The following is a 20827-nucleotide window of genomic DNA, read 5'->3' as shown; positions in this document are numbered from 1 at the left end:
CGGCCGGCTCACTGTCCGTCGGAGAGCAACGCCTCCAGGCGGCGGTTGACCGCGGCCAGGGTGGCCCGTACGACGGCCTGGCGCGGGTCGCCGGAGACCAGTGCCGAGCCGGCGAGCTGCTCGACCCAGCCGCCGCAGACCAGCAGCACCACGACGACGGCGACCTCGCTGCTGCCGAACGGAACCACCGCGGCGTGCTCGACGAAACACCGCCCCCGGCCGCTCACCTGCTGCGAGGTGAGCAGCAGTTCGTCGATCGCCAGGGCGGCCGAAACGGCGCACAGCCGCAACACGTAGCCGTCGACGGCCGGTCCGGTGGCGACTCCGGCGGCCTGTTTCGGTCCGGCGGCGAGCCGGACCTCGACCGTGGCGTCGAGCCCGAACGTGCTGACCTGGACGTGGTCGATGACCACCCGCGGGCCGGGGTTGACACCGGGATTGAGCGGCCGGGACGGCGCGGACTCGGTGGTGGTGATCTGACCACCCTGGTACGAGACACCGGCGGTCGTCGGCTCGACGGTGCCCCGGCTGCTCGCGGCCACCGGGTAGCCGCCGACCGTGCCGATGACACCGGCGGCGACGCCCGGCTCCGGGAACCGGGGGGCGCGGGCCGGCTCCTCGACCTGCGCCCGGCCCCGGTGGGGCGCAGGTTGCCGGCGCCGACGCGGCACGTCGGGGCCGATCTCGCTGGCTGGTGGCACCGGGGGCGGCTCGGCCGGTGCCGGCTGGGGCGGGCTCGGCGGAGCGGCGGCCAGCCCCATCCGGTCCTGGAGCAGCCGGGCGACGAGCCGGCTGACCTCGGCCGGGTCGGCGCCGTCGTGCAGGTCCAGGCGCAGGCTGTGCGCGCCGGCCGGGGTGGTGCGCAGCGAGGCGTCACGTACGCCGGCGACCTCGCGCACGGCGGCGACGATCGCCGCGACGTCGAATTCCTCGGGGGGCTCGTGTGTCGTGGGCGGCCCGTCCTCGCGGCGCAGATGCGTGGCGATACGCGCCAACTCCGGTGTTTCGGCGGGGGGCGGCTCCACGGCTTGCTGCTCCGGCACGGTGGGCACGTCGGGTTCGGCGGGCACGCGCTGCGGAAGCACGGCGGTGGGCGGGTTGATCGCGCGGCTCGGCGGGCCGGGAGCCGGGGTGGACCCGCTCACCGGTTGGCCCGCCTGGATGGGCCGCCCTGGCGCCGGGAACCGGTCGTCCCGATTGCCGGGGGCGCCCGGGCCGGCGGTGTCCCGTGCCGGCGGTTCGTAGCCGGCCCGCGTGGCCGGCCCGTCGGACGGCGGGTCGTAGCTCGGCCGGCTGGCCCGACCGGGCCAGCCAGCCGACCAGGGGCGGGTTACCCCGGGCCGCTCGGTGGCCGCCTGGTCGTCGGGGATGCCGGCCGGCGTGCCGTCCGGTCCCGTGCCCCGGCGGGGGCCGTCGGGGCGGGTGGCGTCGTCGTCGCGGGACGCCCCGGGACGCCAGGTTTCCGGCCAGGTCGGCGCCCAGTCGGCCCGGGTCCGCCGGTCGTCGCCCGGGTCGTCGGAGCCGCCCCGCCGAGCGGTGGGCGCATCGGGCTCAGTCCGCCGCAGGGCGGTCGTACCGGGCTCAGTCCGCCGCGAGGCGGTCGTACCGGGCTCGGTCCGCCGCGAGGCGGTCGTACCGGGCTCAGTCCGCCGCGAGGCGGTCGTACCGGGCTCAGTCCGCCGCGAGGCGGGCGCATCGGGCTCGGTCCGCCGGGAGTCGGTCCGCCACGGGCTGGGGCCGGCCGGGTCGGCCCGTCGGCCCGTCGGGTATGTCTCCCGGGCGCCCGGGTCGCTGTCCTGCGGGTCGGTGCGGGAGCTGTCGTGCCTGGTCGGGGCGGGGTCGCCGGAGCGGCGGCCGTCCTCCGCGGGCTCGCCCGGCCAGCGGGTGGCCGCCGCCGGCTCACCGGTCCAGCGGCCGGCCGGCGCCGGGGAGTCGGCCCAGTGCGCCGGTGCTGCGGCCTCGGCGCGGCGTCCGAAGGCCGGCCGCTCGTCGCTGCCTGGGTCAGGGCGTTCGTCCGGCGACGGGCCGAACAGCCGGGGTGCGGGACCGCGCCGCCGGCCGTATCCATCGGGACGGCCGGGGGCGGTCGGACCGACCTGGCCGCCGGAGGTGGGGGCGTCCCGGTCGGCGAGTGGCTCGGACCCGTCGGGCCGGTCGACGTCGGGCTCGCCCGACTCGCGAGACCGGTCCAGGGTGGGGCCGGGGTAGCGGTCGGCCGGGTCGCGGTCACCCGGCTGCGGACGGTCGCCGTAGCGGGGTGCCGGTCCCGGGCGGTCGCCGCCGGGCCGGTCCTGCCGGCTCGTCGGTGGCGCGGCCGCAGCGTCCGGCGGCGCCGTCTCGTCGTGGCTCTCGCCCGGCGTGCCGCGGTCGGACCGCCAGCGCGGCACCGCCGGCAGCCCGCCGGACGGCGTCGGCTCCCCGATCGCGTGCCGGGCCTGCTCGGCCGGGTCGGGTTCGGCGGGTGGCTCCGGGTCGGGCCGCCGGCTCGTCGGGCCGGGGCGGGCGGCGGGAATGACCGTCCGCTGTTCGCGCAGGGCGTCTTCGAGGTCACCCTCGTACGGGTAGGGCGGGGCGCTCGCCGGCGCGCGGACGGCGACCGGGGCGGCGTCGCCCGCGTGGTGGCCGGGTCCGGAGCCGTTGACCGGCCGGCGGATCTCGTGGACGGGCCGGATCGGGTCGTCGTAACGGACGGTGGACTCGGACCAGCCGCGCAGCGCCGCCTCGCCCGATCGGTGCCAGGGGGAGTGATCGGCAACACCGTCCGACGTCACTTCCGCCCGGTCGGACCACCCGGCGTCGGCGCCCGGCCAGCCGCCGGCCCGCCGGGCGCGATCACCCCGCGGACCTGCACTGTCTGCGCCATCGCCTGGCGTGGTGCCGCCGGGTTGCCCTGCTTCGTCCACCGTGCGCTCCTCCGTCGCCCCCGCTGAGGCTACCGTGTGGGATCAGGGGCGATAAGTTGCAACGGCTGGGTAATTCGGAGGTCGGGTGGCGTACACCCTCGGTTCCCGTCGGGCATGGTCGCCCGCCGGCCGAAAGCTCCGCCAGCCGAAGGAGAGGTGCTCAATGACCGCACCGTCGAGCGGCGCACAAACGGCTGGCCGGCCGGCACGGCTGCCGCGCTCGGCGCGCCGGAAGCAGTTGCTGGCTGCGGCGCAGGAGGTGTTCGTCGCCCAGGGTTACCACGCGGCCGCGATGGACGACATCGCGGAACGGGCCGGGGTGTCGAAACCAGTGCTCTACCAGCACTTCCCCGGCAAGATGGACCTGTACCTGGCACTGCTCGACACGCACTGTGAGGCGATCGTCGCGCAGGTCCGGGCCGCGATGGCCGCGACCAGTGACAACAAGGAACGGGTCAGTGGCGCCGTACGGGCCTACTTCGACTTCGTCGACCACGAGAGCGAGGCGTTCCGGCTGGTCTTCGAGTCGGACCTGCGCAACGACCCGGCGGTGCGGGAGCGGATGGCCAAGGTGGAGAGCGGCTGCATCGCGGCGATCACCGACACGATCATCTCGGACACCGGGGTGAGCCGGGCGCGGGCCGAGTTGCTGGCCTCGGGTCTGGTCGGGACCGCCGAGACGGCGGCGAAGTTCTGGCTCGCAAGTGGACGGCAGGTGCCCAAGGCGGAGGCCGAGGCCTTGCTGACCGCTCTCGCGTGGCGCGGGATCGCCAGCTTTCCGCTCCAGGGCGAGTCGGCCTGACCATCGCCTCCCGGAATCGGCTAGCCTCGCAACGGCGCAGTTTTCGCCCGGATAAGGAGGGCCCGTGGAGGTCAAGATCGGTGTGCAGTACGCGCCGCGAGAGCTCGTGGTCGACAGCGCGCAGTCGCCGGCCGAAATCGAGCAGATCGTGACCGATGCCATCGCCAACGAGGGCACTCTTTCACTGACCGACGAGAAGGGCCGGCGGATCATCGTCCCGGTGAGCAAGATCGCCTACGTCGAGATCGCCGAGTCGTCGCCCCGGGTCGTGGGTTTCACCGCCCGCTGATCCACCGGCTGCCGGCCGGGAGCGGTCTGATGCGTTGTTCGCACCGCTGACCGTCTCCCGGCCGTAATGCTGTCTGGCGTCGGTAGTTTTGTGCCGATATGCGCTAGTTGTTCAGTCCGACGGCCGCCATCCGGGCGGTGTGCGCCGCGGTGAGCCGTCGAAGCAGACCCTGCACCCCGGTCTCGTCCTCGACCTCCGCCACGATCAGGGCGGTGAGCGCGATCCGCTCGGCGGCCACCCGGCCGGCCTGCGACAGGGCCTCCCCCACCAGCCGGCGGGCCCACATCGAGAGACGATTGGCCAGCTTGGGGTCGGCGGCGATCGCGGCCCGGATCTCACCGGCGGCGAAGTCGGCGTACTGCGAGTCGTGCAGCACGTCGAGGACGAGTTGCCGATCCGGTTCGGCGAGCAGGTCGGCGACCGCCCGGAAGAAGTCGTCGGCGATGGCGTCGCCGACGTACGCCTTGGCCAGCGCCTCCAGCCAGTCCTTCGGCTCGGTCGAGTCGTGGTAGCCCTGGAGTGCCTCGACGTACGGCGCCATCGCCGCGCCCGGCTCCACGCCCAGTTCGGTCAGCCGGTCGGCCAGCCGGCGGTAGCTGACGATCTCCACCGCCGCCATCTCGCTGAGCAGCGCCCGCCGCGGCAGGTCGGGGGCGAGCCGCGCGTCGGCGGCCATCCGGTCGAAGGCGAGCAGTTCGCCGTACGCGACCAGGCCGAGCAGGTCGATGACGGCGGCGAACCGGGTCGGGTCGACCGGCGCGGAGACCGCCCCGGAGGCGGTACGGCCGGCCGACGGGCCGGCTCCGGGTGAGGGATCGGACACGTGCGCAGGCTACCGCCTGGACCTGGTTGCGGCCGGACAGCCGAGCGACACCGCCGCCGGACGCCAAATGGTGACCCACGTCACGACGGGACGCCCCCGGACACCCGCCGGCAAAGAACCGAGGCGACGTTTGAGCAAGTCAGGTAACATAGGGGAGTTGTCGTGGGCGTTCAGGTAATCACCCCCCTCACCCACGACGCGCGTGCGGCCCGGAACGACGCGAGCGCAAGCCGTCGGTCCGTGTGGCCCGCGCCCCGACCCATACCGCGCCCCAGGTCAGACGGGCGCACCACGAGAGGGCACCCCTAAAACCTGATGAGTGACAACAACGTACAAACACCGGTCGACGAAGACACAGCGACAGCGGTCGAGGAAGCCACCATCGTCCCGGTACCGGTCCGTCCGGAAGCCCCGACCTTCGCCGACCTCGGCGCCCGGCAGGAGACCGTCGACGCACTGGCGGCGGTCGGCATCACCCGCGCCTTCGCGATCCAGGAATACGCGCTGCCGATCGGGCTGCGCGGCACCGACCTGATCGGCCAGGCCCCGACCGGCACCGGCAAGACGCTCGGCTTCGGCATCCCGCTGCTGGAGCGGGTCTTCGCGCCCGCCGAGGGCGGCGAGGGCCTCCCGCAGGCCCTGGTCGTCGTCCCGACCCGCGAACTCGGCCTGCAGGTCGCCAAGGACCTGGCCGCGGCCGGCAAGACCCGCGGCGTACGCGTGCTGCCGATCTACGGCGGGGTGGCGTACGAGCCGCAGATCGACGCGCTGCGGCGCGGCGTGGAGATCCTTGTCGGCACGCCCGGGCGGCTGATGGACCTCGCCAAGCAGAAGCACCTGCGGCTCGACCGGATCCGCGCGCTCGTGCTCGACGAGGCCGACCGGATGCTGGACCTCGGCTTCCTCGACGACGTCGAGAAGATCCTGGCGATGCTGCCCGAGGACCGGCAGACGATGCTGTTCTCGGCCACGATGCCCGACCCGATCGTCGCGCTGAGCCGGCGCTTCCTGCGCCACCCGGTGACGATCCACGCCGGACACACCGCCGAGACCGGCCCGTCGCCGCTGACCAAGCAGGTCGTCTACCGCACCCACCCGATGAACAAGATCGAGGTGGTGGCCCGCATCCTGCAGGCCGAGGGACGTGGCCTGACCATGGTGTTCACCCGCACGAAGCGGGCCGCCGACCGGGTCGCGGAGGATCTCGACTTCCGTGGGTTCGCCGCCGCCGCCGTGCACGGCGACCTCGGGCAGGGCGCCCGGGAACGGGCCCTGCGGGCGTTCCGGGCCGGCAAGATCGACGTACTGGTCGCCACCGACGTGGCAGCCCGTGGCCTGGACGTCTCCGGCGTCACGCACGTAATCAACTACGACTGTCCGGAAGACCCGGACACCTACACCCACCGGATCGGCCGCACCGGCCGCGCCGGGGCGACCGGGGTGGCGGTGACCTTCGTCGACTGGGAGGACATGCCCCGCTGGCGACTGATCGACAAGTCGCTGGGCCTGGACATGCCCGAGCCGCCGGAGACCTACCACACCTCGCCCTACCTCTACGCCGACCTCGACATCCCGACCGAGGTCACCGGCACGTTGCCGACCGCCGACCGGACCCGGGCCGGGCTGTCCGCCGAGGTCGAGGAGGACCTCGGCGGTGGCCGCTCGCGCACCAACCGTCGCGGCGAGAGCGCCGGCCGCGGCCGCACCACCCGCAACCGGCGCCGGGCCGGCGACGGTGACGGTGGCGGGCCGCGCAACGAGGTGCCGATGGAATCCGAGGAGGCGCCACGCGCCCAGCGGCAGCGGCGCCGCCGCCGGGCCGGGCAGCTCGTCTCCGGTGAGACGACCGGCGGCACCGACACGGCCACCGAGAACGGCCCGGCCGAGAGCGTCCACGCCGGCTGAACCGGCCGGCGACGGCGACGTGGCGAAGCCGCGTGCCCGCAGGCGGCGGCGCCGGGGCGGGCGGACCGGCCGGGACGGCTCGGCGGCCGGTGCCGCCGAGGCCGGCGCCGGATCCGTCGACGCCTGATCCGACAACCCGACCATCAGGGGACCGGCCATGCCGGTCCCCTGATCCATCTCCGCCGGCGGCGAAGGAGACACCGATGTTCAGCCTGCACCGGGTCCGTAAGGACCTCGACGGGGCGCGGCGCTCCCGCGATGCCGCACGCCGGCCGGCCCGCTTCGACGACCGGCTCACCGCGCCACTGCCCACGTTCCGCGACATGGTGCGGATGTTCCGGGAGAGCGGTCCGCGGATGACCCATCCCGACCACGTGGCGCGCATCCCGGTCGAACGGTCGACCGCACTGCCGCCGGTGACCGCCGACGAGGTGCAGGTCACCTGGGTCGGCCACGCGACCTACGTGGTGCAGATCGGCGGGCTGACCGTGCTGACCGACCCGGTCTGGACGGACCGGATTCCCGGCGTACGGCCCCGCATCACCCCGGCCGGTCTCGACTGGGCGGCCCTCCCCCGCGTCGACGCGGTGGTGATCAGCCACAACCACTACGACCACCTCGACGCACCGACCATCCGGCGGCTGCCGAAGGACACCCCGCTCCTCGTGCCCGCCAACCTGGCCGGCTGGTTCCGGCGGCGCGGCTTCGGCGACGTCACCGACTTCGACTGGTGGGAGTCGCGCGAGATCGGTGGTGTGCGGTTCGACTTCGTGCCGGCCCACCACTGGAGCCGCCGTACCCTGACCGACACCAACCGCAGCCTGTGGGGCGGGTGGATGTTCACCGCCGGCGACGGGTCCCGGGTCTACTTCGCCGGCGACACCGGCTACGGGCACTGGTTCGCCGAGATCGCGGCCCGCTATCCGGGCATCGACCTGGCGCTGCTGCCGGTCGGGGCGTACGAGCCGAACTGGTTCATGAAGCCGGTGCACATGAACCCGCCGGAGGCGGTCCGGGCCTGTCTCGACCTCGGCGCCAGGCGGATGTCACCGATGCACTGGGGGACGTTCGTGCTGTCCGCCGAGCCGGTGCTGGAGCCGCTGGAACGCACGGTGACGGAGTGGGCGGCCGCCGGCCGGCCCCGCGAGGACCTGTGGGACCTCCCGGTCGGCGGGTCGAGGAAGATCTGATCCATGCCCGAAGAGTTGACGGCGGTGCTCGCCGAGGTACGGACCCTCCTGCTCGCCCCGCACCTGACCCGGGCGGTGGCCGCCGGCCGTCGGCGCGGACAGACCCCGTCGGTCGTGCGCGCCGAACTGCGCCCGGTCGCGATCAAGGCCGGCCCTCGTCTACAGATCGTCACCAGTGACGGCGTCCGGCCGTACACCCGCAACGTGGCGGCGGGCGCGGAGGCCGAGGCGGCGGTCGACGCCCTGCTGACCGAGCCGTTCGGCAACTGGCACGTGGAGACCTCCGACGGCACGGTGCAGGTCCGGGTGACCAAGAAGGGCGACGCCCAGGTGCACCGGGCCGGCCCGGTGCTCGCCCGGCCCATGGCGGCACCCGCCGGGCCGGCGGCCAACACACCGGCGGCCACCACACCGGCTCCCGCCGCACCGGCAGCCACCGGACCGGCACCGGAGGCCGGCACCGCGCCGGTCTGGCCGGCGCCGGGCGGCCCGGCGCGGCCGGTCGCCACGACGCCGACGGATGTCCTCGCCCACGACCGGCGCAAGGAGCACCTGCTCGCGCCGGGAGATCCGCTGTTCACCACGACCGGCGCCAGCGCGGCGAAACGACGGCAGGTCGACGCCTTCCTCCGCGCGCTGGCCGCGACCCTGCCCGAGGGTGACCTGCCCCAGCCGCTGCGGGTCGTCGACCTGGGCTGCGGCAACGCCTACCTGACCTTCGCCGCCTACCGCTATCTGACCACCCGCGGGATCGACGCCCGGGTGGTCGGCGTCGACGTACGGGAGGACCAGCGGGAACGCAACAGCACGCTCGCGGCGATGCTGGGGTGTGAGGAGTCGGTGGAGTTCGTCGCCGGCACGATCCTCGACGCCGCCGTCGACCCGGCGCCCGACCTGGTCCTGGCCCTGCACGCCTGCGACACGGCGACCGACGAGGCGCTGGCCCGGGCGGTGCGTTGGCGGGCCCGCTGGGTACTGGCCGCGCCGTGCTGCCACCACGACGTCGCGGCCCAACTGCGCCAGGTGCCTCCGCCGGAGCCGTACGACCTGCTCACCCGGCACGGCATCCTGCGGGAGCGGTTCGCCGACGTGCTCACCGACTCGTTGCGCGCCGCGCTGCTGCGGTTGAACGGCTACCGGGTCGAGGTGGTCGAGTTCGTCGAATCCCGGCACACCCCGCGCAACCTGCTGCTGCGGGCCCGCCGCACCGGGGCGTCCGCGACCCCCGAGCTACGCGCGGAGTACGACGCACTGGTCGGGCCGTGGCAGCTCACCCCGAAGCTGGCGGCCCTGCTCGCCGAAACCTGACCCGAGGTTCAGCGCCGACGGTCGCGGTCGCCGCCGCCGGGGGGCCGCACCGAGGTCAGCCCCTCGTAGGCCATCGTCGGGAACGGCACGACGTTGGCCGGGCTCTCGGCGTTGCCGGCGGCGGCGAAGGCGTTCCACGAGATGTCGACCAGCAGGCGCTTGAGTTCGGCGTGCCGTTGCGCCGCGTTCGCCTGCAGGGCCATCCGTACGCCGAGGATCACCGAGACGAGAGTGGTGGTGATCGCTCCGGTCGCGGCGAGCAGGTGCATGCCGGATGCCGCCCCCTCATCGAACGCCAGGACCACCAGCCAGATCCAGAAGCCTGCGGCGAAGACCGCTGCCTTGCAGACGAAGAAGAGGCTGACCGCACCGGGGCGGTGCGGTGGCGGCGGCGGTCGGCTGTCTTGCGGGGCCATCGTGCGCTCCTGGGGGTGATCACTCGTCCGCCGTGGACACGGCCAGCGGACCTGCCGTCGGGGGTACGAACCGCCGGCCGGTTGATCCTATTTGATGCGCGCAATCACGGATGGTGAGACTGGCGATGCTGTCCGGCAGATTCGGCAGGCCGATGTGATGTCCCGCTGCCCCCCGGTCAGCGGGACATCACGCCGGTGCTCCACGCCACCGCACATGGGCGGAGAGACGCCATCGTGTGCGGACCGGCCGGGAAGGAAGCGGCACGCCGGGCGCCGGTCCCACGGGTGGGACCCACGCTAGTACGTCCCGTTGATGAGACTAATCGCTCTATCAGCCGGCTCGCGAGCCCTTGTTGTGGTCTACCCTCCAACTGGACATGCTTCGGGTTGGCCGGAAGGGGGTTTGCCACCGCGTGGTCATACCTGACCGAGCTCAGCCGGCACCCCCGCCGCCCCCGTCAGGGGGCTCTCCGCAGGCGGCGTTCGCCCGCTTCGTACGGCGGGCGATCGACGATGCCAAGAACGAGCGCGGCTGGACCGTCACCGACCTCGCCGCCCGCACCGGGGTCGGGCGCTCCACGGTCTTCCGGTGGCTCGCCGGCGACTGGCAGGACTATCCCGAGCTGGCCAAGGTGCGTGGCTTCTGCGCCGCCCTCGACGTGCCGGTGTCCGCCGCCTTCCGGGCGCTCGGCCTGCCCGACCAGGAGATGTCCCCCGACCGGGTCCGGGCCGAGCCGCCGCTGGAAGCCGACGTCGAGGTGATCCTCGGCCGGCTCGCCGATCCGGCGGTGCCCGCCGAGGAGAAGAAACTCATCCGCGACATGTTGCGCTACCTCGCCCAGCGCCCGGTACGCCGGGCCGGCTGAGCCGGCCACCGCCGCTTCGCCTCCGGCGGGGCCGATCGTGACCGGTCATCGCAGGTCGCCGCCGGCCGGCGGTCAGCCCACCACGAGGGTGAACTCCGCGGTGTGCACCTGACCGGCCACCTGGAAGTCGAGGAAGAGCCGGTAACGGCCGGGGCTCGGCGCGGTCAGCCAGAACTTGATCGCCCCGCCGGCGAGTTCCGTCTCCGGATGCACGTGCACGTAGCCCAGGTCGCCGTCCCGGATCGTCACCAGGTGCCCGTACGCGCCGAGGTAGCGCTCCAGGCCGACGACCGGGCTGCCGTCGCGGAACACCCGGAACTGCAGCGGCCGCGAGACACCCACCTGCGGCGTGCCCTCGTACGTCACCACGAACCCGTCGACGCTCGCTTCGCGGGCCGGCGCCGGCAGCGGCGTCGGCGCGTAGTCGCCATTGGCCACCAGGTCGACGCCGAGGGTCACCGGGGTCTGCGTGCCGGCCGCGTCGACGGCGGTGAAGTCGGCGTACGCCCGCCAGATGCCGGGACCGGTCAGCGCGAGCGGGACGCTCCACGTGCCGTCGGGTGCCATCGTCGGGTGCAGGTGCTGGTAGCCGGTCAGGTCCCGGCGGACCACGATCATGTGCAGCGGCTTGTCGTGCACGATCGCGAACGTGGTCACGGTCTGCCGGTCGATCCCCTGCACGGTGAACCGGAAGTCGACGGCGGAGCCGACCCCGAGTTGGGTCGTCGCCGGCACCAGGGTGTAGCCGGCGCTGCTCAGGGACAGGCCGCTGATGCCGTCGGGGCCGGTGGCCGGGCCGCCGGTCGAGTGGTCGTGGGCGCCGCCGGCAGCGGCGGGCGGATGGGTGTGGTCGCCGGTGCCCGGCGCGTGGGTGTGGTCGCTGGTGCCACCGGTGGAGTCCCCGGCCGGCCGGCCGACGACCCGGCCCAGCCCGAAGCCGGCGACGAGCATGACGACCAGCCCGCCGACGAAGAGGGCGAGCCGGACCGTGGAGCGGTCGGGGTCCGGGGCGGCCGCCCTGGCCACCGGTGGCCGGGCCGGCGCGGTCTTAGGCACCGGTGCCGGCGAGTTCGTAGCCCGCCTCGTCGACGGCGGCCCGGACCGTGTCGAGCGCCAGCGGGGCGTCGCTGGTCACCGACACCGTGCCGGTCGGCAGCTCGACCCGCACGTCGGATACGCCGGGCAGCGCGGTGAGTTCGGCGGTCACCGCCTGCACGCAGTGCCCGCAGGTCATGCCGGCGACGGTGTACGTGTTGGTCACGGGCATCTTCGGGTCCTCCTAGGAGCGGACGAGTCGGGCGATCGCGTCGGACGCCTCTTTGACCTTGGCGGACGGGTCGGTGCCGTTCTGGGCGGCGTCCATCACGCAGTGGGCGATGTGCCCTTCGAGCAGGCCGACGGCGACGGCCTGCAGGGCCCGCGTCGCGGCGGAGATCTGGGTGAGGACGTCGATGCAGTAGGTGTCCTGCTCGACCATCCGGTGCAGGCCACGTACCTGGCCCTCGATGCGGCGCAGCCGACCGAGCAGGGCCTGCTTGTCGGCGGCGTACCAGTACTGGCCCGCCTCGTCGCCCGGCGGCGTGGTCTCGGCTTCCGTCATAGGGACGAGGGTATTCTCCCGGCGTATCCGCCCACCGCCCGCCGGGCGAGACGGTGCCGGCATGGTCGTCAGCCCGCGACGGCGAGCGCCAGCGGCAGGACCGCCGGCGCCCCGGACTGGCGGAGCAGCCGACCCACCATCGCCATCGTCCAGCCCGAGTCGACGAGGTCGTCGACGAGCAGCACCGGGCCGGCCAGTCCGTCGAGGGCCGCCGCCAGCCCGTCCGGTACGGCGAAGGCGTCGTGCAGCCCGCGTACCCGTTGGGCGCTGTTGCCGCGCGCACCGGAACCGGACGACGCGCCGGCCCCGGTCGCGGCGACCGTGCCCAGCAGCGGCAGCCGGCCCACCGACGCGACCCGCTCGGCGAGGCTGCCGACCAGCCGGGGGCGTTGCCGCGACCCGACCGCGACCACCCCGGCCGGGCGCTGCGGCCACCGGTCGTCGCCGTGCGCCCAGTCTTTGAGCACCTCCACCACCGCGCCGAAGACGTCGTCGGGCACCGGCCCGTCCGCCGCGCCGGGTCCGACCAGTGCCTGCAGCCGGGTGCCCCATCCGAGGTCGGTCAGTCGCCCCACGGCCCGGCCGGGCGCCGACTGCTCGCCGGGGCCGAGTTTGCCGCGCAGCGGTACGCCGATCGCCTCCAGGCCGGTCGGCCACAGCTTCTTCGACGGGATCTCGACGCCGGGCCGGCCGAGGAACGTCTGTGCCGCGGCGAGTGCGGGCGCCGAGACTTCGGCGGCGAACTGCGGTCCGGCGCACCGGTCGCAGCGCCCGCACGGTGCGGCACCGGGATCGTCGAGGCAGCGGCGCAGGAACGCCATCCGGCAGTCGGTGGTGGCCGCGTACTCCCGCATCGCCTGCTGCTCGGCGGTGCGGGCGGCGGCGACCCGCTCCAGCCGGGCGGTGTCGTAGACCCAGGGCTCGCCGGTGGCGACCCAGCCGCCGCGCACCCGGCGGACCGCGCCGTCGACGTCGAGGACCTTGAGCATCAACTCCAGGCGGGCCCGGCGCAGGTCGACTATGGGTTCGAGGGCCGGCGTCGACAGCGGCCGGTCGGCCCGCTCCAGCGCGGCGAGCACCGACCGGACCTGCTCCTGCGGCGGGAAGGCCAGCGAGGCGAAGTAGCGCCAGATCGCCTGGTCTTCCGCACCCGGGAGGAGCAGCACCTCGGCGTGCCGTACGGCGCGGCCGGCCCGCCCCACCTGCTGGTAGTAGGCGATCGGCGACGGTGGCGCGCCGAGGTGCACGACGAACCCGAGGTCGGGCTTGTCGAAGCCCATGCCCAGCGCCGACGTGGCCACCAGCGCCTTGATCTTGTTGTCGAGCAGGTCCTGCTCGGCGGCGCGGCGGTCGGCGTCCTCGGCCTGGCCGGTGTAGGCCGCCACCGGATAGCCGCGGGAGCGCAGGAACTCCGCCGTCTCGCCGGCCGCCGCGACGGTCAGGGTGTAGACGATGCCCGAGCCGGGCAGCCGGTCGAGCTGGTCGGCCAGCCAGCCGAGCCGGTGCGCCGGGCTCGGCAGGTCGAGTACGGCCAGCCGCAGCGAGTCCCGGTCGAGGCTGCCGCGCAGCACCAGGGCGTCACCGAGTTGTTCGGCCACGTCGTCGGTGACCCGGGTGTTCGCGGTCGCCGTGGTGGCCAGCACCGGGGTGCCGGCCGGCAGGTTGGCCAGGAAGGTCCGCAGCCGCCGGTAGTCGGGGCGGAAGTCGTGCCCCCAGTCGGAGACGCAGTGCGCCTCGTCGACCACGAGCAGTCCGGTCGTCGCCGCCAGGCGGGGCAGCACCGAGTCGCGGAACTCCGGGTTGTTGAGCCGTTCGGGGCTGACCAGCAGCACGTCGACCGCACCGGCGTTGATCTCGTCGGTGACCTGCTGCCACTCGTCGAGGTTGGCCGAGTTGATGGTGCGGGCGGTGATCCCGGCCCGGGCGGCCGCCTCGACCTGGTTGCGCATCAGCGCCAGCAGCGGCGAGACGATGACGGTCGGCCCGGCGGCGGGACCGGCGTCGGCGGCGCGCAGCAGCGCGGTGGCCACGAAGTAGACCGCCGACTTGCCCCAGCCGGTGCGTTGCACGCACAGCACCCGGCGCTTGTCGACCACCAGTGCCTCGATCGCCCGCCACTGGTCGTCGCGCAGTCGCGCACCGTCTCCGGCGAGCCGGCGCAGCACCGCCTCGGCCTGCTCGCGTACCGCCGTACGCCCGGTGTCCACCCGACATGTCTACCAGCGCCGGCCGACAGCGCGCCGGCCCGCTTCGCGCAGGGCGCGCGCGCGGTGCGGCGCCGTGGGCCGCTACGTGGTGGCCAGCGCCTCGCGCATCCGGCCGATCTCGGCCTTCTGCTCGACGACGACACCGCTGGCCAGTTCGTTGATGATGTTGTCTTCGCCGAGCACCAGTACCTCGCCCGCCATGTCGATCGCGCCCTGGTGGTGTTCGGCCATCATGTCGACGAACAGCCGGTCGAACTCGGCGCCGCGGGCGGCGGTGAGGCGACTGAGCGCCTCCGCCGACTGCATGCCGGACATGCTGTGCCGGTGCCGCCCACCCGCGTCGCGGCCCAGGCCACGGTCGGCCAGCCAGGTCTCCAGTGTCTTGATCTCCGGATCCTGGGCGGCCAGGATCCGCTCGGCGATGCTCTTCAGCCCCGGGTTCTCGCCCCGGTCGGCCACCAGCCGCGCCATCACGAGCGCCTGCTCGTGGTGCGGGATCATCATCGCGACGAACCGCACGTCGGCGTTGTTGTAGGACGGTGCCGCCAGCGGCGTCACCTCGTTCGCCGGTGCCGTCTTCGCCGGCTCACCGGGGCGCCCGGGCATCAGCACCGGGGCGGTGGCGTCCGGCAGACCGGGCAGGTCGAGCGGTGCCGGCGGGCTCGGCTGGGCCGCCGGTCGCGGGCCGTCGTCGGGCAGCCAGAGGACCACCCCGGCCACCGCGGCAACCACCGCGAGCACGGCCAACTCGATCAGCACGAACGCCCGGATCCGTACGCCACCCAGCACAACTGACTCCCGCCGTCCGCCCGAGGTTGGCCGGGATCGTAACGCGCTCCTGACCTGCTACGGGAGGGGTCAGCGGCAGCGAAGATGATCCATTTGGTCCGGCCTGCGGCTATTCGTACCGGCGCACCGCCACCACAGTTGCGAAACCGTGATCAACATCGAACTCTCAGTGTGATCCACGTCACAATCGCCAGGTCAGGGGCCAGGTTATTGTGCCGACACCCTACTCACCCCCGACGAAGGGTGTCACATGCTAGAAACGTCCCCCCGAAGGTACCGGAGGCTGGCGGTCAGCCTGGCTGCCGCGGGTGCCCTCGTCCTCACCGCAGTCGTGGCGGCGCCCGCCAGCGGGTTCACCGACTCGGCCGAAGGCACGGACGCCTGCGACTCGTTCCAGGGCGCCGGCGACAACTTCGCCGAGTACTGCATCACCGAGGAGGCGGTCAACGACGCCGCCGCCACGTACGCCATCCCGGGTGTCGACGAGATCTCCAGCAGCCCCAACCTCGAACTGATCGCCAACATCCCCAAGTTCGGCGGGTTCGCCACCGAGAGCGCGTACAACACCGACCTGGCCTTCCAGGGCAACTACGTCATCGCCGGCAACTACCAGGGCTTCAACATCCTCGACGTGAGCACCCCCGGCTCACCCCAGGTGGTCAGCCAGGTGGTCTGCCCCGGATCGCAGGGCGACCCGTCGGTCTTCGGCGACCTGCTGTTCCTCGCCGTGGACGCGCCGCGCAGCGACGACTCCTGCAACAGCGCGAGCGGATCCGCGGCCCAGCAGACCTCCTGGGAGGGCGTCCGGATCTTCGACATCAGCGACAAGGCGAACCCGCAGTACATCAAGTCGGTCCGGACCGACTGCGGCTCCCACACCCTGACGCTGGCGCCGGACAAGGCCGGAACCGACGTCTACGTCTACGTCCAGTCGTACGGCCCGTCGAGCGGCGCCTTCTACTGCAAGCCGCCGCACGACAAGATCTCGATCATCAAGGTTCCGCTGGACAACCCGACCAGCGCCTCCGTCGTGGCCGCCCCGGTCCTGTTCCCGGGCACCGCCGGCAACACCTCCACCAGCGGCTGCCACGACATCACCACCTACCCGGAGCTGGACCTGGCCGCCGGTGCCTGCATGGGTGACGGCGTCCTCATGGACATCTCCGACCGGGAGAACCCGGTGATCATCAGCCAGGTCCGGGACACGAACTTCGCGTTCTGGCACTCGGCGACGTTCAACAACGCCGGCACCAAGGTGGTCTTCACCGACGAACTCGGCGGCGGCAGCGGCGCGATCTGCACCAGCAGCTACCGGACCAACCAGGGCGCGAACGCGATCTACGACATCGTCGGCTCCGGCGCCGACCGCGAACTGGTCTTCAAGAGCTACTACAAGATCCCGCGGCTGAACAGCACGCTGGAGAACTGCGTGGCCCACAACGGCTCGCTGATCCCGGCGATGGGCCGCGACATCATGGTCCAGGCGTGGTACCAGGGCGGCATCTCGGTGATCGACTTCACCGACTCGGCCAACCCGGTCGAGATCGCCTACTGGGAGCGGGGCCCGCTCTCGGACACCCGCCGCATCCTGGGTGGGGCCTGGTCGACGTACTACCACAACGGCTACATCTACTCGAACGACATCCAAAAGGGCTTCGACGTCCTCAAGCTGGACGACCCGCGTACGAACAACGCGCGGGCCGTCGTGGCCTTCGAAGAGCTGAACGTGCAGACGCAGCCCAGCTACCCGGCCTGCACCACGGTCATCACCAACCGCATCAACGGCGGCCTGGACGTCAAGTCCGGCGTCACCTGCCTCGACGGTGCGAGCGTCAACGGCGCGACCAAGGTCGCTCCGGGTGCCGGCCTGATCATCTTCGACTCGAGCCTCAACGGCTCGATCACCGCGACCGACGCCACCGTGGTGTCGATCGTGGAGAGCAAGGTCAACGGCTCGGTGAAGGCGCCCGGCGCCGTCATCCGGGACAGCAAGGTCAACGGATCCGTGAAGATCTGATCCACGGCACGAAAGCTCCGGCCCGGCGGGATCCGCCGGGCCGGAGCCTTTTCAGCACTTGTGGTTACCGCGCCCCGTACGGGACGGCGGTACGACAGGTCAGCGTTTGCGGTTGGGAACCAACTGCCGCAGCGGGCCGAGCCGGCCGGCAAGGCCGGCCAGCCCGCCGGGGAAGAAGTAGACGGCCAGGATGAACACCGTGCCGAGCACGAACAGCGGCTGCGACAGCGGGGCACTAAGGAAGCCGGGCAGCGCCTCGACCGCCGACGAGGTGCCGAACGCGGTCAACCGGTGGTCGAGATACATGTAGAGCATCCCGCCGATCACCGGTCCCCACCGGGTGCCCGGACCACCGAGCACCACCATGACCAGCAGCGACAGCGTCAGTTCCGACGAGGTGATGTGCGGTGACGCGCCGCTGACCAGCAGGGTGTAGACGATCCCGCCGGCCGCGGCGAGGGTGCCGGACAGGGTGAAGGCGACGAGCTTGAACCGGTAGGGATCGAGCCCGAGCACCCCGATCCGGCGCTCGTCGTCGCGCAACCCGGCGAGGACCCGCCCGGTCGGCGACGACGCCACCCGGTGCACGACGAACACCACCAGGGCCAGGTACGCCAGCGCCAGCCAGTAGAGGGTGTAGGTGTTGGCGACCCCGACGAAGAACGCCGGCAGCCCGGAGACGTCGAGCGGCAGCCCCTCCTCGCCGCCGGTGAGCCCGCCGAAGTCACGGGCCACCAGGATCGCGCCGACCTGCGCGAAGGCGAGCGTGACCATGGCGAAGGCGATACCGGCCGTACGCAGCGCGATCGCGCCGATCAGAGCGGCCAGGATCGCACCGCCGACCAGGGCGAACGGGGCGGCCTGCCACAGCGGCAACCCGGCCTTGGTGATCAGGATGTCGGTCCCGTAGACGCCGGCGGCGAAGTAGAGCGCGTGGCCGAACGACAGCATGCCGGTACGGCCGTAGAGCAGGTCGTAGCCGGCGGCGAGCCCGCCGTACACCAGGCAGAGGGCGAGCAGTTGCAGGGTGCCGGGCGAGTTCAGCGCCCCGTCGAAGACGCCCGGGATCTCGACCTTCACGTACGGCACGAAGACGAAGACGACCAGCGCCACGAGCGGTAGCCAGGGGCGCAGCAGGGTCCACCACCGCCGGGCCGGCGACGGCCCGGCCGGTGCGGCGGTGGCCGGTGACTCCGTCTTGGAGGGGGTGTCGAGGTCCGTCACGCCGTTGCCGCCTTCCCGGCGATGCCCTGCGGGCGCAGCAGCAGCACGATCGCCAGCAGCGCGACCACGCAGATGTCCCCGAGCCCGGAGGTGCCGTAGTAGTTGACGAACTGCTGGAGCAGGCCGACGGCGACCGCCGCGTACGCGGAGCCGACGACCGAGCCCATCCCGCCGATGACCACGACGATGAAGGCGAAGATGAGCAGCGACCCGCCCTGGCTGGGCGAGACGGATCCGAAGTAGACGCCGCCGAGTGCCCCGGCCAGCGCCGCCGCCGCGCCACCGATCGCGAAGACCAGGGTGAACGCCTTGCGCACGTCGATGCCCAGCGCGGTGACCATCTCCCGGTTCTCCACCCCGGCCCGGATGACCAGGCCGTACCGGGTGTAACGGAGGAATCCGAGCAGCGCCGCCAGCACCACGGCGGCGGCGACGATCAGCAACAGCCCGGAGTTGGGCACCTTGGCACCGAAGACCGAGGTCACCCCCTGCGTCCACTGCGGACGCGGGAACGGCCGCGGGTCGGCACCCCAGGTCGCCTGGAGCAGCGCCACGCCGGCCAGTGACAGGCCGACGGTGACCAGCACCTGCTCGATGGTGCGGGAGTAGAGCGGCCGGATCATGATCAGCTCGACGAGCATGGCGACCAGCACGCCGGCCGCCACCCCGAACGCGACCGCGACCACGAAGCCGAAGCCGTCGGCACCCGCGCCCGGCAGATTGCCGGCCGCCCACCAGGTCGCGTACGCCCCGACGGACAGGAACAGCCCGTGCGCGAAGTTGAGCACGTCGGCCAGGCCGAAAACCAGGGACAGGCCGGAGGCGACCAGGAAGTAGAGGGCGGACAGCCCCAGCCCGGTCAGCGTCAACAGAATGACGGTACTCACGCCGCCACCTCGCTTCGCTCGGCGGCGCCGTGACCAAAACTGAGCCAACCGATTCGCTCGCTCCGCTCGCTCATGCGTGCACCCCCGACGACCCGACGCCGAGCAGCGACCTGGTCAGCTCGGCCTCCGACAGCAGCCGGCCGGCGTCACCGGTCCAGGCGACCCGGCCGGCGTCCAGCACGACCGCGTCCCGGGCGAGCCGCCGTACGACGGCCAGGTTCTGCTCCACCAGCAGCACCGGCACCTCGACGGCGACCCGCTCCAACACCTCGGCCACCTCCGTCACCACCTTCGGCGCGAGCCCCTTGGTCGGCTCGTCGATGAGCAACAACCGGTTGTCGTTGAGCAGGATCCGGCCGATGGCCAGCATCTGCTGCTGCCCGCCGGACAGCGATCCGGCCCGCTGCTTCGCCCGCCGGTCCAGCTCCGGGAAGAGTTCGAAGACCCGGCCGTACGCGGGGGCGCTGCCCCGCCGTTCGGCGAGTCGCAGGTTCTCGGCGACCGTGAGGCCGGCGAAGACACCACGGTCCTCCGGCACGTAACCGAGCCCGTCCCGGACCACCCGGTAGGTGGCCTGGTCGGTGATGTCCCGCCCGCCGATGGTCACGGTGCCCCGCACCTCGCCACCGCGCGGGGTGAGCCCGAGCACGGCCCGCAACGTGGTCGTCTTGCCGACCCCGTTGCGCCCGAGCAGGACGGTCACCCCGCTGCCGGCGACGTCGAACGAAACCCCTTGGAGGATGTGCAGCCCGGCGATCCGTACCGACAGGTCCTTGATCGAAAGGATCGGCTGAGTCATAGCGCCTCCCCCAAGTACGCCTCCTGGACCGTCGCGTTCGCCATCACGGTGTCAGGGGTGTCGCAGGCGAGCAGCGCCCCGTGGTGCATCACCGCGATCCGGTCGGCGAGTTCGAGGATCACGTCCATGTGGTGTTCCACCATGAGTACGGCCCGACCGCTGTCGCCGGTCAGCGAGCGGATCACCGCGACCAGCTCCGGTACGTCCTCCGCGCTGACCCCGGCCATCGGCTCGTCGAGCAGCATGACGGTCGGTTCGCCGGCGAGCAGCAGGGCGATCTCCAGCTTGCGTTTCTCGCCGTGGGCGAGGGTGCCGGCCAGCGCCTCGCCCCGGTGGGCCAGCCCGACCCGGTCCAGCGCCCGGTCGGCGGCCTCGGCGACCGTGGTGTCCCGGGCCGCCCGCCGCCACAGCTTGAACGAGCCGCCCCGTTGCGCCTGTACGGCGAGCCGCACGTTCTCCCGTACGCTCAGCGACCCGAACACCGACGAGGACTGGAAGGTGCGGCCGAGTCCCCTGCGGGCCCGCCGGTGCGGAGGCAGCGCGGTGACGTCCTGCCCGCCGAGCAGCACCTGGCCGGTGGTCGGCGGACGCAGGCCGGAGATCAGGTTGAACAGCGAGGTCTTGCCCGCGCCGTTGGGGCCGATGACCCCCAGGAACTCGCCCGGCCGCAGGTCGATCTCGACGTTGTCGACGATGGCTACCTCGCCGATCCGCCAGGTCAGTTGCCGGGTGGCGAGGAGTGCCCCGGTGGCGGGGCCCTCCTCGCGCTGGCGCGTCGCCGGTGTGACGGAGGGGGGCACCG

The 20827-nt window shown here is 73.0% G+C and carries 18 protein-coding genes and 1 pseudogene; 7 read left to right on the top strand and 12 right to left on the bottom strand.

Translation table 11 applies throughout. The annotated features are described in order from the left end of the window. Window positions 1-8: 8 nt before the first annotated feature. Entirely contained in the window at window positions 9-2387 is a 2379-nt protein-coding gene (locus QCD66_RS03425; RefSeq protein ID WP_407567232.1) for a hypothetical protein, read from the bottom strand. Window positions 2388-3066: 679 nt separating this feature from the next. On the opposite strand from QCD66_RS03425, the gene QCD66_RS03420 reads away from it, so the two are divergent. Together QCD66_RS03420 and QCD66_RS03415 are read left to right on the top strand one after the other, a co-directional pair. Beyond that, entirely contained in the window at window positions 3067-3705 is a 639-nt protein-coding gene (locus QCD66_RS03420) for a TetR/AcrR family transcriptional regulator (protein WP_357536532.1), read from the top strand. A gap of 64 nt (window positions 3706-3769) precedes the next feature. Then, the gene (locus QCD66_RS03415; protein ID WP_364210684.1) at window positions 3770-3994 is read left to right on the top strand and encodes a DUF3107 domain-containing protein; all 225 of its coding nucleotides are present in this window, start codon (window positions 3770-3772) and stop codon (window positions 3992-3994) included. Window positions 3995-4097: 103 nt separating this feature from the next. Here the strand turns inward: QCD66_RS03415 and QCD66_RS03410 are convergent, their stop codons facing one another. Beyond that, the gene (locus tag QCD66_RS03410) at window positions 4098-4817 is read right to left on the bottom strand and encodes a ferritin-like fold-containing protein (RefSeq protein WP_364210682.1); all 720 of its coding nucleotides are present in this window, start codon (window positions 4815-4817) and stop codon (window positions 4098-4100) included. A 162-nt stretch (window positions 4818-4979) separates the two neighbouring features. Between QCD66_RS03410 and QCD66_RS03405 the strand changes: the two are divergent. From QCD66_RS03405 to QCD66_RS03395, 3 genes and pseudogenes are all read left to right on the top strand, one after another. Beyond that, window positions 4980-6849 (top strand): annotated as a pseudogene (locus QCD66_RS03405) (DEAD/DEAH box helicase). A 76-nt stretch (window positions 6850-6925) separates the two neighbouring features. Next, window positions 6926-7912: an MBL fold metallo-hydrolase gene (locus tag QCD66_RS03400; RefSeq protein ID WP_407566998.1), complete on the top strand. Its 987-nt coding sequence runs from the start codon at window positions 6926-6928 to the stop codon at window positions 7910-7912. Window positions 7913-7915: 3 nt separating this feature from the next. After that, complete coding sequence (locus QCD66_RS03395) at window positions 7916-9220, top strand: SAM-dependent methyltransferase (RefSeq protein ID WP_375734378.1); 1305 nt, start codon at window positions 7916-7918, stop codon at window positions 9218-9220. A gap of 8 nt (window positions 9221-9228) precedes the next feature. Here the strand turns inward: QCD66_RS03395 and QCD66_RS03390 are convergent, their stop codons facing one another. Further along, window positions 9229-9636: a hypothetical protein gene (locus QCD66_RS03390; protein WP_375734379.1), complete on the bottom strand. Its 408-nt coding sequence runs from the start codon at window positions 9634-9636 to the stop codon at window positions 9229-9231. Window positions 9637-10055: 419 nt separating this feature from the next. Here QCD66_RS03390 and QCD66_RS03385 point away from each other — a divergent pair, with 419 nt between their 5' ends. Then, the gene (locus QCD66_RS03385) at window positions 10056-10502 is read left to right on the top strand and encodes a helix-turn-helix domain-containing protein (protein ID WP_375734417.1); all 447 of its coding nucleotides are present in this window, start codon (window positions 10056-10058) and stop codon (window positions 10500-10502) included. A gap of 72 nt (window positions 10503-10574) precedes the next feature. Here the strand turns inward: QCD66_RS03385 and QCD66_RS03380 are convergent, their stop codons facing one another. The 5 genes from QCD66_RS03380 to QCD66_RS03360 form a co-directional block, all read right to left on the bottom strand. Beyond that, window positions 10575-11558, bottom strand: coding sequence for a hypothetical protein (locus QCD66_RS03380; RefSeq protein WP_375734380.1), 984 nt, complete (start codon window positions 11556-11558; stop codon window positions 10575-10577). Beyond that, a complete protein-coding gene (locus tag QCD66_RS03375) occupies window positions 11551-11769 on the bottom strand; it encodes a cation transporter (protein WP_357536550.1) in 219 nt (72 codons plus the stop codon). Before QCD66_RS03375 ends, QCD66_RS03380 begins: the two co-directional genes overlap by 8 nt. 12 nt (window positions 11770-11781) lie before the next feature. Then, complete coding sequence (locus QCD66_RS03370) at window positions 11782-12102, bottom strand: metal-sensitive transcriptional regulator (protein WP_375734381.1); 321 nt, start codon at window positions 12100-12102, stop codon at window positions 11782-11784. A gap of 68 nt (window positions 12103-12170) precedes the next feature. Beyond that, a complete protein-coding gene (locus QCD66_RS03365) occupies window positions 12171-14309 on the bottom strand; it encodes a DEAD/DEAH box helicase (RefSeq protein WP_375734382.1) in 2139 nt (712 codons plus the stop codon). Window positions 14310-14390: 81 nt separating this feature from the next. Beyond that, complete coding sequence (locus tag QCD66_RS03360; RefSeq protein WP_364210657.1) at window positions 14391-15098, bottom strand: DUF305 domain-containing protein; 708 nt, start codon at window positions 15096-15098, stop codon at window positions 14391-14393. 331 nt (window positions 15099-15429) lie between these two features. Here QCD66_RS03360 and QCD66_RS03355 point away from each other — a divergent pair, with 331 nt between their 5' ends. Beyond that, window positions 15430-17115, top strand: coding sequence for an LVIVD repeat-containing protein (locus QCD66_RS03355; protein WP_407566997.1), 1686 nt, complete (start codon window positions 15430-15432; stop codon window positions 17113-17115). 99 nt (window positions 17116-17214) lie between these two features. Here QCD66_RS03355 and QCD66_RS03350 read toward each other — a convergent pair whose 3' ends face one another. From QCD66_RS03350 to QCD66_RS03335, 4 genes are all read right to left on the bottom strand, one after another. After that, window positions 17215-18339 carry a branched-chain amino acid ABC transporter permease gene (locus tag QCD66_RS03350; protein WP_375734384.1) on the bottom strand — a complete coding sequence of 375 codons (1125 nt, stop codon included), beginning with the start codon at window positions 18337-18339 and terminating at the stop codon, window positions 17215-17217. After that, the gene (locus tag QCD66_RS03345; RefSeq protein ID WP_375734385.1) at window positions 18336-19226 is read right to left on the bottom strand and encodes a branched-chain amino acid ABC transporter permease; all 891 of its coding nucleotides are present in this window, start codon (window positions 19224-19226) and stop codon (window positions 18336-18338) included. Before QCD66_RS03345 ends, QCD66_RS03350 begins: the two co-directional genes overlap by 4 nt. A gap of 70 nt (window positions 19227-19296) precedes the next feature. Continuing rightward, window positions 19297-20025, bottom strand: coding sequence for an ABC transporter ATP-binding protein (locus QCD66_RS03340; protein ID WP_375734386.1), 729 nt, complete (start codon window positions 20023-20025; stop codon window positions 19297-19299). Further along, on the bottom strand, window positions 20022-20825 hold the full coding sequence (locus QCD66_RS03335; RefSeq protein ID WP_375734387.1) for an ABC transporter ATP-binding protein: 804 nt from the start codon (window positions 20823-20825) through the stop codon (window positions 20022-20024). Before QCD66_RS03335 ends, QCD66_RS03340 begins: the two co-directional genes overlap by 4 nt. Window positions 20826-20827 lie beyond the last annotated feature (2 nt).

It is taken from the genome of Polymorphospora sp. A560 (genome assembly GCF_045781765.1).
GTDB classification, from domain to species: domain Bacteria; phylum Actinomycetota; class Actinomycetes; order Mycobacteriales; family Micromonosporaceae; genus Polymorphospora; species Polymorphospora lycopeni.
The sequence above is the reverse complement of the archived record's forward strand: the minus strand, read 5'-3'. Positions and strand labels throughout refer to the sequence as shown.

Excerpts from the sequence above, each read along its gene's own strand:
- QCD66_RS03340 (WP_375734386.1), bottom strand. The coding sequence starts at position 20,025 with ATGACTCAGCCGATCCTTTCGATCAAGGACCTGTCGGTACGGATCGCC.
- QCD66_RS03395 (WP_375734378.1), top strand. The coding sequence starts at position 7,916 with ATGCCCGAAGAGTTGACGGCGGTGCTCGCCGAGGTACGGACCCTCCTG.
- QCD66_RS03420 (WP_357536532.1), top strand. The coding sequence starts at position 3,067 with ATGACCGCACCGTCGAGCGGCGCACAAACGGCTGGCCGGCCGGCACGG.
- QCD66_RS03390 (WP_375734379.1), bottom strand. The coding sequence starts at position 9,636 with ATGGCCCCGCAAGACAGCCGACCGCCGCCGCCACCGCACCGCCCCGGT.
- QCD66_RS03400 (WP_407566998.1), top strand. The coding sequence starts at position 6,926 with ATGTTCAGCCTGCACCGGGTCCGTAAGGACCTCGACGGGGCGCGGCGC.
- QCD66_RS03375 (WP_357536550.1), bottom strand. The coding sequence starts at position 11,769 with ATGCCCGTGACCAACACGTACACCGTCGCCGGCATGACCTGCGGGCAC.
- QCD66_RS03370 (WP_375734381.1), bottom strand. The coding sequence starts at position 12,102 with ATGACGGAAGCCGAGACCACGCCGCCGGGCGACGAGGCGGGCCAGTAC.